Genomic DNA, 12,732 nt, shown 5'->3' with positions numbered 1-12,732 from the left:
TCAAGATGAGACTTCTCATCTTTTTAGAGTAAGATCCCTCAGAGACGATGAGGTTGATAGGTTCGAGGTGGAAGCGTGGTGACACGTGTAGCTGACGAATACTAATAGATCGAGGACTTAACTATAAAAAAGAAGCGTAAGCGTCCGTTTAGCAACGCAGTGGATGGAATGAATTGACTGAGATAAAGGAATCACGATGAACGTAAGTGAATCGATGATGACTTATCGTAGGGAAATTGATGAAGCCACCCAGTTGCTGGACGCTGGAGCTGGATTGATATATGATGTCTTGTTGTAATTCTTATCTAGTTTTGAAGGTACACTAACTTCAAAATGGTTTAGTGACAATAGCGAAGAGGTCACACCTGTTCCCATGCCGAACACAGCAGTTAAGCTCTTCAGCGCTCATGGTAGTTGGGGCTTTGCCCCTGCGAGAGTAGGACGTCGCTAAGCAACTATAAAACATCTATTACTTCATTGTAATAGATGTTTTTTGTTTGAAATTTTTTTGAAAGTAGGTTGATGTGATATTATAGATGAAACAAACCACCAACATGCATTAGAGTAATTGATCACGAAGGACTAATTCAAGATTTAAACCTTTTTCTAAAAGTTAGGAAAAGGTGATTAAAGGAGGAGGAACAGTGAAAGATAAAATTCATATAATGGGTGCTTCGGGGACTGGTACTTCAACATTGGGTGATTTGTTATCAATGAATTTACCTCATACATATCTGGATACCGATGATTATTTTTGGACAACTAAATTCACTAAACAAAGAGAAGTATCTCAAAGAAGAAGGATGCTAAAAAAAGATTTAGCACTTAATAAAAACGTGATTCTTTCTGGGGCAGTGTGTGGTTGGGGTGATAACCTTAAAAATTACTTTGACCTAGTTATATTCCTATGGGTTCCGGAAGATATAAGACTTGAAAGGTTAAAAGAAAGAGAATTTCAACGTTATGGTAATAAAATATTAGTTGGTGGGAGTAAATATGAACAATCGAAAACTTTTCTAGATTGGGCATCTTTATATGATAGTGGAGGAATGGATGTTAGGAGTAAAAAATCACATGAGCATTGGATGACAGACTTGCCATGTCCAGTATTAAAAATTGAGGGAGATTATTCAGGAAGTGAACGAGTAGATATTGTCTTAAATTACCTAAACTCTGAATGATTTAAATGTTGTTTAATTAAAGAAGATAATAAGGCGAAATAGAACTTCTAATTATATGTAACTTATATCTTTATAACTATAAAAAAACATTAAATTTTAATAAAGTCTTTTAAAAGAAGAAATTAGTATTAATCTTTTAAAACAATGTATAAAAACGTTAGATTAGGAGATGCTAGTTTAACGGAGGTGGAGAGATGGTAGAGTTAACAAATAATCATATATGCATCGTTTGTGATAAAGAAAAAGAAGAGGGAATAAATGTTTACAATTTATTTATATGTTCACATTGCGAACAAAAAATAGTTCAAACAGAGCCTGAAGATCCATCATATTCCTATTTTGTAGAAAAGTTAAAAAGAATGAATCAATCAACCTTATACTCATGATGGTGACATCAAATCTCGTAATCTGACTTTAGAGATACGAGATTTTTTTATTTGTAGTGAAACTATTGCTATAATGAAAGTATCAAAGAAAAAGGATGACATATCATAATGAAGAACCAACTAAACACACCATTATTTAATGTGTTAAAAAAATTTGCTGATAAAGAGCCGCTCTCTCTTCATGTGCCAGGTCATAAGAACGGCACTATTTTTCCTGATAAAGCTCTTGATTATTATAGCTCTATTTTATCTATCGACTTAACAGAATTAACAGGGTTAGATGATCTACATGCACCAAATGAAGCAATAGCAGAGGCTGAAAGTATGGCAAGTGAGTGGTTTAATGCAGCGCACACATTTTTTTTGGTTGGTGGGAGTACGGTTGGAAATCTTGCAATGATTTTAGCCACATGTGCTCAAAATGAAAAAGTAATTGTACAACGCAACAGCCATAAATCGATTTTTAATGGAATAGAGTTAAGTGGCGCATGGCCTATTTTTGTTGCACCAACCTATGATGAGAATGTAAGACGCTACACAGCACCTTCAACCAAAGATTTGATAGCGGCTATTGTTAATAATCCAGATGCTAAAGTGCTTGTTTTAACTTACCCCGACTACTTCGGTCATACATATGAGTTAGACGAAATTATAGAAATAGCCCATAAGCATCAAATTACGGTATTAGTTGACGAAGCGCATGGCGTTCATTTCTCGGTTGATAAAGAAATGTTTCCAAAGTCAGCGTTAGATATGGGTGCTGATATCGTTGTTCAATCTGCACACAAAATGGCACCAGCTATGACAATGGCAGCTTTCTTACATGTGAACGCATCTTTTTTAAAAAAGGAAAGAATAGCACACTACCTACAAATATTACAATCTAGTAGCCCGTCTTATCCCTTAATGGCAAGTTTGGATGTAGCTCGAAGTTTCTTAGCAACAAGAACAAAGGAAGATATCGTATCGATTAAAAGTAGCATTAGAAAAATGCGCTATATTTTTTCAAAAAGTGATGTCTGGGATCTAATACCCATAAAAAATAGTGTTGATGATCCCTTAAAGATTGTTTTACATGTAAAACAAGGTTACACTACAAAATCCATTGCGACTATATTTGAGTCAGAGGGTATTTTTGCAGAGTTGCGAACCGATAGTCAATTGCTATTTATTCATGGTTTTCAAGCTTTTAATCAGTGGGAAAGATTAGAAAGGGCAGTAGAAAAGGTAACAAGTCGATTAATTTTTTCTGCTAAACATGATACAATAGAAACAAAACATAATCTTTTTCCAGAAGTGATCACAACACTTGCTTATTCCTATTTGGAAATGCCTAATAAACAAACCGAGTTTATAGAGTGGGCTAGTTCTGTTGGAAAAGTGACAGCTGAAGCGGTTATCCCTTATCCACCAGGTATACCAGTATTGGTTAGAGGAGAAAAAATTACCGAAGAACATCTAGAAACAATAGACTATTTACTAGAAAAACAGACGAATTTTCAACACCTGAATATAAGAAAAGGCGTTACTGTATTTAAAGGAGAATGAGTGTGACTGGATATTTTATAACATTTGAGGGTGGAGAAGGAGCTGGCAAAACTTCTGTTCTACATGAAACAGCTAGACGGCTTAGGGAAGATGGTTATGATGTCATAACAACTCGTGAACCAGGTGGAATAGCAATTGCAGAAAAAATTAGAGGTATTATTTTAGACCGTGCTCATACGGAAATGGATGCTCGAACAGAAGCATTGTTATATGCTGCAGCTAGACGTCAACATTTAGTGGAAAAGGTATTTCCTGCATTAGACGAGGGGAAAATAGTTCTTTGTGATCGTTTTATTGATAGTAGCTTGGCTTATCAAGGTCATGCGCGTGGATTAGGAATGGATGAAGTATATCAAATGAATCAATTTGCCATACTTGAAGCGATGCCTGATATCACCTTGTTTTTTGATGTTGAACCGGAAGAAGGATTAAAAAGAATTGCGGCAAATCAAACGCGTGAACAAAACAGACTAGATCTTGAAAAGTTAACTTTTCATCAAGCAGTTTATGAGGCCTATCAATTGTTGATCGAACGGTTTCCTGATCGTATAACAAGAATTGACGCAACACCTTCACTTGAAGTAGTAGTAGGCTCCACTTACGAGACTTTACTAAAATATATTAGAACAAGTCATATGTAAATTTTAATTTGTTTAAGGTCATGTAGTGTTTAAGTCTTTCAAGGTAGGTTTTATAAAACGATAAAAAGTTTGTGTTAAAAAATCAGGAGGCGAATAATAGTGAAATTAATATTAGCTGTATTACAGGATAAAGATAGTAATCGATTAACGGATGCTTTAGGAAAAAGGGACTTTAAGACAACAAAACTATCGACAACAGGTGGTTTCTTAAAAGAAGGTAATACGACCTTAATGATTGGTTGTAATGATGATGCAGTCGATGAGGCGTTAGAAGTCATTAAACAAAATTCTAGCAAGCGAGAACAGATGGTAGCACCGATTTCACCAATGGGCGGTAATGCAGATTCATATATACCTAAACCAATTAATATAGAAGTTGGCGGAGCAACAGTCTTTGTTTTACCAGTAGATTCTTTCTTCCAATTCTAATATAATGAAGATGCAAGTTCTGAGCGCTTTTAGATATCTTGGTAATAAGGGAGAACAACAACGTGAAGATTAATCAAGAAATGCGATCACAAGTCGAAGCAGCGAGGACGAAAAGTCTACCACAAAAAACAAATGGGAAAAGTTTTGATTCGATGGTAGCAACACAAGGTCAGAAATTAATGAATCATCAATTAGAAGAGATGATGAAGGGTATAACACTTCAAGGCGAACGTTTAGCTCGTTATCGTTCTTTTAAAGATTTAGCAAAATATAAACGCTTAGTAAAAGATTTCGTTAAAGAAGCAGTTAACTATGGAATGGATCTTAAGCATTCACATAGTTTTAATTTACAGGGGAACAACCGAAAGCTTACACTTGTAGATGAAGTAGATGAAAAATTGTTAGCATTAACAGAGGTTGTGTTAGAACAAGAAAAGCGTTCAATAGGGTTACTAGATTTAATTGGTGAAATTAAAGGACTTTTAATTAATTTATATTCCTAAAGAGATTAGCAAAAAAGTTATTGTACTCTTATAAAACATGCTAAAATAGATAGTAAGTAAGAGTTGAAATTCAAATAGGATTTCGCTCTTTTTTTCGATTTAATTATAAAGGAAGTAATCAGATGAAAACATGGGAAGAGATTGCTACAGTTCAACCGATTGCAACAAAAATGCTAACAAACATGATTGCACGCGATCGATTAGCACATGCTTATTTGTTTCAAGGTGATAAAGGAACAGGGAAAGAAGTAATGAGTACATTATTAGCAAAAAGTATCTTTTGTCAGCATATAGCAAATGGTGAGCCGTGTCATGTCTGCAAGGACTGTGTTCGTATTACCTCAGGAAATCATCCAGACGTCCATAAAATCATCCCAGACGGTTCTTCTATAAAGAAAGAACAGATTGTACATCTACAAAAAGAATTCACTTATACCGGTTTAGAATCGAATCAAAAAGTATATATTATTGTCGACGCAGAAAAGATGACAACAAATGCTGCAAATCGCTTGTTAAAATTTTTAGAAGAACCTAATAGACAGACAACTGCAATTCTATTAACAGAAAACACGCAAGGACTGTTGGATACAATTCGTTCACGGTGTCAGATTATGGCCCTTAAACCACTAAATGCACAGCAGATCGAGAAAACGTTGCAAACAGAAGGTATTGCTGAAGCAAATGCAAGATTGTTCGCAGCGTTTAAGCCACAGATTGAAGATGCAAGATTATTACATCAGGATGAGCGGTTTGCAGGGACAAGAAAGATAGTGGTACAATTAATTGAAATGCTTCAAGCTGGGTCGAATGAATTGTTACTATTTATTCAAAAGCAATGGATGTCACACTTTTCAAATCGCGATCAATTACATGAGGGTCTCGACTTACTTATGCTATGGTATAAAGACGTTATGTATACCCATATTGACAAAGAAGAGAGTATCATTTTTATTGAAAATCAAGAAAAAATAAAAAAAATATCGATGCATTGTTCAAAGCAGGATACAACAGCGATTCTTTATGCTATTATGGAAGCGAAGAAACATATAGAACAAAATGTACATCCGACTTTAGTGATGGAGCAACTAACACTGCAGATGCAGAGGTGAAAAAATGGTAGATGTTATTGGTGTCCGTTTTAAAAAGGCGGGTAAAATATATTATTTTGACCCCGAAATGGTCGCAATTGACAAAGATCAATATGTCATTGTCGAAACTATTAGAGGGATAGAGTTTGGTAAAGTCGTCATTTCAAATAAAGAGGTCGACGAAGAAGATGTTGTACTTCCTTTGAAAAAAGTGATAAGGATAGCTACGGATAAAGATAAATTGATTGTCGCCGAGAATCAAGAGAATGCAAAGCAAGCATATCAAGCCTGTGATGCAAAAATCGGTGAACATGATTTAGATATGAATCTTGTTGATGTAGAGTATACTTTTGATCGAAATAAAGTGATTTTTTACTTTACAGCAGATGGTCGTGTCGACTTTCGTGATCTAGTTAAAGATCTCGCATCTGTATTTAAAACCAGAATAGAATTGCGCCAAATTGGTGTTCGTGATGAGGCGAAATTACTAGGTGGAATTGGCCCTTGTGGGAGAATGTTATGCTGTTCAACCTTTTTAGGTGATTTTGAACCAGTATCGATTAAAATGGCCAAAGATCAAAATTTATCTTTAAATCCTGCAAAAATATCTGGTTTATGTGGTCGTTTAATGTGTTGTCTTAAATACGAAAACGATGATTATGAAACAGCTAAAAAACAATTGCCTGATTTGGGGCAATCGATCACAACACCTTATGGAAAAGGTAAGGTGGTAGGTTTAAATATCTTAGAGCGTATGATTCAATTAGAGATTCCTGAAAAAGATAGGGTCATTGAGTATACGCTAGATGAGCTAATCGATGAAGGAGTTATTCATACGGAAGCCGCGGAGTAATGGGGTGGAGATAGCGTGAATAAAAAAGACGTTTTTGAACAAGTATCATATATGGAAGAACAACTTGGACAACTCTATCAACAATTAGGTGACCTAAAGCAACATATGAGTGAGTTATTAGAGGAGAATCACCGTTTAGCTATGGAGAACCATCACTTACGTATTCGTTTAGACAAGGATACTGAACAGAGTGAAGCGACGAGTGACGGCACTGATGTGGATGTTTCAATTGGAGAAGGATACGATAACCTAGCTAGATTGTATGAAGAGGGCTTTCATATTTGTAATGTGCATTTCGGCAGTCCAAGAAAAGATGAAGACTGTTTGTTTTGTTTAATGTTTTTAAATAAAACAAAATAAATGGAAACACAACAAGAACACGCTAAATCTTACACGCTGAAATTTTTGAAAAGGGACTGATCTTTGTAGGGTTGTGACAACCCGAAATTTTCAGTCTCTTTTTATTTTTGACGATAGAGCGAGGAGTAGTATGATGGTAGAATTGAAAGATGATGAGCGTTTAGACTTCTTATTAGCAGACGAATCCATGCAAATTATTCAAAGTCCCAATGTGTTTTCTTTTTCATTGGATGCAGTGTTACTAGCAAACTTTACTCAAGTACCTATAAAAAGAGGGAAAATACTGGATCTCTGCACTGGTAATGGTGTTGTGCCGTTGTTATTAAGTAAGCGATCTAACGTAAAGATAACTGGTGTAGAGATTCAAGAACGCCTTTATGATATGGCTATTCGTAGTGTGCAGTTTAATAAAAAAGAAGATCAAATCAACTTAATTCATGGTGATTTAAAAGAAATGCCCTCCTATTTTGGTAACGATAAATTTGATTTAGTAACAGTTAATCCACCTTATTTTAAAACAAAGAATGAAGCACATCATAACAAAAATGACTTTTTAACAATTGCAAGGCATGAGATATGTTGTACATTGGAAGATGTCATTTCATCCTGTAGCCGTTTAGTCAAATCCGGGGGAAAACTTAGTATGGTACATCGGCCAAATCGTTTGGTTGATATTCTTACATTATGTAGGGCATATAAACTGGAGCCAAAAAGGATGCAACTTGTTTATCCGAAAGAGGGAAAAGAAGCAAATATATTATTAATTGAGGCAGTACGTGATGGAAATCCAGATTTAAAGATATTGTCACCATTGTATGCTTTTAATCAACATGGTCACTATACGAAAGAGCTTGAAGAAATTATCTATGGTGGCGTATAAGCAACACGTTGTTTATATAGTAGACTATAAAGATGCTACATTATGTCATTTGATTTCAAATGCACAAGAGGGGGGCGAACATGCATAGTCAGAAAAGCTTTGACCAAGAGGAAGGGAAAGGCACTTTATTTATTGTTCCAACACCAATTGGTAATTTAGAGGATATAACAATACGCGCATTAAATGTACTAAAGTCTGTTGAACAGATTGCTGCAGAAGACACAAGGAATACAAAAAGACTATTAAATCACTTTGAAATTATGAAACCACTGGTAAGTTATCATGAGCATAACCAAACGCAACGAGAATCAATGCTGTTAGATGTTCTAAAAGAAGGAAAAGATATTGCTTTAGTAAGTGATGCAGGAATGCCTGCAATATCCGATCCAGGTAATCAGTTGGTCCAAGCTGTCATAAGAGAAGATATTGCTGTAGTTGTTTTACCGGGTGCAAATGCAGCACTTTGTGCATTAGTAGGTTCGGGGTTAGATACGACTCATTTTTACTTTTATGGTTTTTTGCCAAGAAAGAAAAAGGATCGCAAACAGGCGTTTGAATTTTTAGAAAGAATAACTGACACAATTTTACTTTATGAATCGCCGTATCGAATTGCTGATACGTTACAAGAAATAGCTGACAATTTAGGAGATAGACAAGTTAGTGTTGCACGTGAATTAACAAAGCGTTTTGAGGAATATATTCGTGGTACTGTACAAGAAGTAATAGAGTGGTTGGAAACTGGTACGGTAAAAGGTGAGTTTTGCATTGTGATTGAGGGTAATAGTGACGTCAAAGAGACAGAAGAAGTATGGTGGAATGAGTTGTCTGTCATAGATCATGTCACCTATTATATTGAAAAGGATAATATGAAAAATAAAGAGGCAATCAAACAGGTTGCACTTGATCGCAAATTACCTAAACGAGATATCTATCAAATCTACCATGTTGATTAAGTTTTTAAAAACCCTTCACAAGTGAAGGGTTTAATTTTATTACTATTTGTCTAAACGTGATTGAATTTCATCAATAAGCGTTTTTGCACCTTCAGGACTTAATACTAATTTACCACCAGCTAATGATAAGTTATCATCAGAGATTTCGCCAGTAACTTGACAAGTCATGCTTGGCTTGTATTTTTGTAAAATAATACGTTCATCATCCACATAAATTTCTAATGCATCTTTCTCATTAATTCCTAATGTACGGCGAAGTTCAATTGGAATAACTACGCGACCTAATTCATCAACCTTACGTACAATACCAGTAGATTTCATTTTATTCTCCCCTTTAATAATATTTCGTCAATATTCGACAAGAGCTACTATGAATATACCAGTAATTTCTATATGTGTCAATTACTTTTGTTTAAAAAAGGCTAAATTCAAGAAATAGACTTAATTTTTAAATAATCTAAACAGGATGTGAATAAGTGTTTTCCTTATATTGAAGAAATAAAAGACTTATTTAATAATTAAGTAGAAATCTGGTGGCAGTTTGTTTGGTAATTGATTGCGTTTTTACTATATTATTTTTAATAGATTAGCTGTAGGATTGGAAATATATAAATAAAACAGCTAAAATTAGATGAAGAATACCTATTAAATTAAAACTATTGGTGTAAATATAAGTACCAAAAGGATATAATAATAAGACATAGATAGGTTTGGGAGGCAAAATAGTATGCAAAAAGAAAAAAAGACATTTTATCTAACGACACCAATTTATTATCCTAGTGGTAATTTACATATTGGTCATGCGTATACAACTGTAGCTGGTGATGCTATGGCTCGCTATAAACGATTACGAGGGTATGACGTTATGTATTTAACTGGCACAGATGAACATGGGCAAAAAATTCAAAAAAAAGCAGATGAACAAGGAGTAACACCGCAAGCTTATGTAGATGAGATTGTTACTGGCATAAAGAAACTATGGGATAAGCTAGATATTTCTTATGGCGATTTTATTCGGACAACAGAAGAACGACATAAACAGGTTGTTGAGAAGATCTTTGCCCAATTGTTAGACCAAGGAGATATTTACTTAGATCAATATGAGGGTTGGTACTGTACGTCTTGCGAATCTTTTTTTACGGAAAGACAACTGGACAATAAGCATTGTCCCGACTGTGGTGCATCAGTAGAAAAAGTGAAAGAAGAGTCCTATTTCTTTAAAATGAGTAAGTATGTCGATAGATTATTGGCTTTTTATGAAGAGAATCCACATTTCATTCAACCAGAAAGTCGGAAAAATGAAATGATTAATAACTTTATTAAACCAGGATTAGAAGATTTGGCTGTATCACGCACAACATTTGATTGGGGTGTACAAGTACCAGGTAATGCAAAGCATGTAATCTATGTATGGATTGATGCATTATCTAACTATATTACAGCATTAGGATATGGAACAGATGAAGATGGACGCTTTCAAAAATATTGGCCTGCAGATGTACATCTAATGAGTAAAGAAATTGTTCGGTTCCACACAATTTATTGGCCAATCATGTTAATGGCGCTTGATCTACCATTACCGAAACAGGTTTTTGCACATGGTTGGATTTTGATGAAAGATGGAAAAATGTCAAAATCAAAAGGGAATGTAGTCGATCCTATTTCATTAACAGATCGTTATGGATTAGATGCATTACGTTATTACCTATTACGCGAGGTTCCATTTGGCTCAGATGGTGTCTTTACGCCTGAGGGATTTGTAGAACGTGTTAATTATGATTTGGCTAACGATTTAGGAAATCTATTAAATCGTACAGTTGCGATGATTGAGAAATATTTTGATGGAGAGGTTCCAACTTTTCAAGCGGGAATAGATGAATTCGATATTCAAATAGAAACACTTGCAAAAGAAACGGTTGAAAATGTCGAAGAGTCTATGGACAATATGCAATTTAGTGTGGCCTTATCAGCTATTTGGAAGTATGTTAGTCGTACTAATAAGTATATTGATGAAACGCAACCATGGAGCTTAGCAAAAGAAGAATCCAATAAGGACCGTCTTGGTAATGTTATGGCACATTTAGTTGACGCATTACGCCGTATCGGGATTTTATTACAACCATTCCTAACTCGAACGCCAGCAAGCATATTTGAACAAATCGGTGTAGTAGAAGAGTCAGATAAAGAGTGGAATACATTAAATGATACGGATATTATTGTTGCGGGTACTAAGGTAACGAAGAAAGACGCGATTTTCCCTCGTTTAGATGCAAAAGAAGAAATAGAGATCATAAAAAATATGATGAAAAAACCGGCGGCGAAGAAAGAAGCAGAAAAAGTAGAAACAAAAGAAGAAGTAATATATGACGATTTTATGAAATTGGATTTTCGAGTAGCAGAAATAATACAAGCAGAAAAAGTTAAAAAGGCAGATAAATTATTAAAAATACAGATTGATTTAGGCTCAGAAAAACGACAAATTATTTCTGGTATTGCTGAATTTTATACAACAGAAGAATTGATAGGCAAAAAAGTAATTTGTATAACAAATCTAAAGCCTGTTAAACTTCGTGGTGAAATGTCACAAGGTATGATTTTGTCTGGAGAAGATGAGAATGGCAACCTTTCTCTAGCAACAGTAGAACAAGACTTACCAAATGGATCAGTTGTAAAGTAATAGCAAAAAGAGAACGCTTATCAAAGCTGATAGGCGTTTTCGCTTGTTAAAATAAAACTAATTTCATAAAAACCATTGTCAATTCAGAAATTATTAGATCCGACGCAATGTACGCGCTCCTCAAGTGAAATTGACTCCCTTTCCTCAGGCACGGCTTCAGCTAACTCGGAAGCACAGAACGCTCCCGAGTGGATCTTCAGCCCGTGCCCACGGAAAGCGTAGTATATTTCCAGAGCGGTATGTTACGTCGCAATTTCTATCTACTAGGAAGTTGAAGCGAGAGAGTTTACGAAAAGAGTCTAAATAAAAGGAGTTATACTAAATGTTATTTGATACGCATGTACATTTAAATGTAAAGCAATTCGATGAAGATCGTGAGGAAGTGATTAAACGTGCGAAAGAAGCGGGTGTCACTCATATGGTGATTGTTGGTTTTGATCATGAAACAATTCCGAGAGCTATTAAGTTAGCTGAAGAGAATGAGAACTTCTATGCAGCAGTAGGTTGGCATCCGGTTGATGCGATCGACTTTACAGAAAAAGAATTGGCATGGTTAGAAGAACTAGCTTCACACCCAAAAGTTGTGGCACTAGGAGAGATGGGGTTAGATTATCATTGGGATAAATCACCTAAGGCTATTCAAAAAGAAGTTTTTCGTAAACAAATTCAATTAGCACGCAAGGTGAATTTACCAATCATTATTCATAATAGAGAAGCAACAGAGGATATAATGACTATTTTGCAAGAAGAAAATGCAGCAGATGTAGGTGGAATCATGCATTGTTATAATGATTCAGCTGAATATGTGCCAGCGTTTATCGGGATGAACTTTTACATTTCATTAGGTGGACCTGTTTCATTCAAAAATGCAACCTTGCCAAAAGAAGTTGCCAAAATGGTACCAGCAGATCGGTTATTAATTGAAACGGATTGCCCGTTTTTAGCACCTCATCCAAAGCGTGGTAAGCGGAATGAACCTGCTTACGCTGCTTTAATTGCTGAAAAGATAGCAGAATTAAGAGAGGTTCCAGTAGAAGATATTGCAAGTATAACCAAGGAAAATGCCGATCGATTATTCCGTTTAAATGATTAAATCAAGGTTAATTTGCTTATATTACGGAAATGTAACGTTAATTAGAGAATGTAACCTTTTCTTAATATAGATGAAATAAACCTTCCTAAACCAAGTGTAAACACTGATATCAATGGTTTTAATTGATTACAGCAAGAGAA

At 35.1% G+C, this 12,732-nt stretch carries 14 protein-coding genes and 2 rRNA genes; 15 read left to right on the top strand and 1 reads right to left on the bottom strand.

The annotated features are described in order from the left end of the window. From D2K62_RS13505 to rsmI, 13 genes are all read left to right on the top strand, one after another. Window positions 1-125 (top strand): 23S ribosomal RNA (locus D2K62_RS13505); the annotation flags it as partial. A 212-nt stretch (window positions 126-337) separates the two neighbouring features. Next, window positions 338-453, top strand: a 5S ribosomal RNA gene (gene rrf / locus D2K62_RS13500). A gap of 191 nt (window positions 454-644) precedes the next feature. Continuing rightward, window positions 645-1,181 (top strand): ATP-binding protein, encoded by a 537-nt coding sequence (locus tag D2K62_RS13495; protein WP_117149435.1) that lies wholly within the window; start codon window positions 645-647, stop codon window positions 1,179-1,181. A gap of 194 nt (window positions 1,182-1,375) precedes the next feature. After that, entirely contained in the window at window positions 1,376-1,567 is a 192-nt protein-coding gene (locus D2K62_RS13490) for a sigma factor G inhibitor Gin (protein ID WP_112179084.1), read from the top strand. 108 nt (window positions 1,568-1,675) lie between these two features. After that, window positions 1,676-3,115 carry an aminotransferase class I/II-fold pyridoxal phosphate-dependent enzyme gene (locus D2K62_RS13485; RefSeq protein ID WP_117149434.1) on the top strand — a complete coding sequence of 480 codons (1,440 nt, stop codon included), beginning with the start codon at window positions 1,676-1,678 and terminating at the stop codon, window positions 3,113-3,115. A gap of 2 nt (window positions 3,116-3,117) precedes the next feature. Continuing rightward, on the top strand, window positions 3,118-3,756 hold the full coding sequence (tmk, locus tag D2K62_RS13480; protein WP_112179088.1) for a dTMP kinase: 639 nt from the start codon (window positions 3,118-3,120) through the stop codon (window positions 3,754-3,756). A 99-nt stretch (window positions 3,757-3,855) separates the two neighbouring features. Continuing rightward, window positions 3,856-4,185 (top strand): cyclic-di-AMP receptor, encoded by a 330-nt coding sequence (locus tag D2K62_RS13475; RefSeq protein ID WP_112179089.1) that lies wholly within the window; start codon window positions 3,856-3,858, stop codon window positions 4,183-4,185. A gap of 62 nt (window positions 4,186-4,247) precedes the next feature. After that, the gene (locus D2K62_RS13470) at window positions 4,248-4,688 is read left to right on the top strand and encodes a YaaR family protein (protein ID WP_112179091.1); all 441 of its coding nucleotides are present in this window, start codon (window positions 4,248-4,250) and stop codon (window positions 4,686-4,688) included. Window positions 4,689-4,810: 122 nt separating this feature from the next. After that, entirely contained in the window at window positions 4,811-5,797 is a 987-nt protein-coding gene (holB, locus tag D2K62_RS13465) for a DNA polymerase III subunit delta' (protein ID WP_117161606.1), read from the top strand. A 4-nt stretch (window positions 5,798-5,801) separates the two neighbouring features. Next, complete coding sequence (locus D2K62_RS13460; RefSeq protein WP_117149432.1) at window positions 5,802-6,629, top strand: PSP1 domain-containing protein; 828 nt, start codon at window positions 5,802-5,804, stop codon at window positions 6,627-6,629. A 15-nt stretch (window positions 6,630-6,644) separates the two neighbouring features. Beyond that, window positions 6,645-6,989, top strand: coding sequence for a DNA replication initiation control protein YabA (gene yabA / locus D2K62_RS13455; RefSeq protein WP_112179097.1), 345 nt, complete (start codon window positions 6,645-6,647; stop codon window positions 6,987-6,989). A 133-nt stretch (window positions 6,990-7,122) separates the two neighbouring features. Further along, a complete protein-coding gene (locus tag D2K62_RS13450; RefSeq protein ID WP_117149431.1) occupies window positions 7,123-7,869 on the top strand; it encodes a tRNA1(Val) (adenine(37)-N6)-methyltransferase in 747 nt (248 codons plus the stop codon). An 80-nt stretch (window positions 7,870-7,949) separates the two neighbouring features. Next, complete coding sequence (rsmI, locus tag D2K62_RS13445) at window positions 7,950-8,822, top strand: 16S rRNA (cytidine(1402)-2'-O)-methyltransferase (protein ID WP_117149430.1); 873 nt, start codon at window positions 7,950-7,952, stop codon at window positions 8,820-8,822. Between the two features lie 42 nt (window positions 8,823-8,864). On the opposite strand, the gene D2K62_RS13440 is transcribed toward rsmI, so the two are convergent. Continuing rightward, complete coding sequence (locus D2K62_RS13440) at window positions 8,865-9,143, bottom strand: transition state genes transcriptional regulator AbrB (RefSeq protein WP_112179103.1); 279 nt, start codon at window positions 9,141-9,143, stop codon at window positions 8,865-8,867. 406 nt (window positions 9,144-9,549) lie between these two features. On the opposite strand from D2K62_RS13440, the gene metG reads away from it, so the two are divergent. Next, window positions 9,550-11,499, top strand: a complete 1,950-nt coding sequence (gene metG, locus D2K62_RS13435; protein WP_117149429.1) for a methionine--tRNA ligase — start codon at window positions 9,550-9,552, stop codon at window positions 11,497-11,499. A 322-nt stretch (window positions 11,500-11,821) separates the two neighbouring features. Next, complete coding sequence (locus tag D2K62_RS13430) at window positions 11,822-12,592, top strand: TatD family hydrolase (protein ID WP_117161605.1); 771 nt, start codon at window positions 11,822-11,824, stop codon at window positions 12,590-12,592. The last annotated feature ends 140 nt before the right edge of the window (window positions 12,593-12,732 follow it).

The organism is Paraliobacillus sp. X-1268, assembly GCF_003426095.1.
Classification (GTDB): domain Bacteria; phylum Bacillota; class Bacilli; order Bacillales; family Amphibacillaceae; genus Paraliobacillus_A; species Paraliobacillus_A zengyii.
This window is presented reverse-complemented; position numbering and strand designations above follow the sequence as displayed.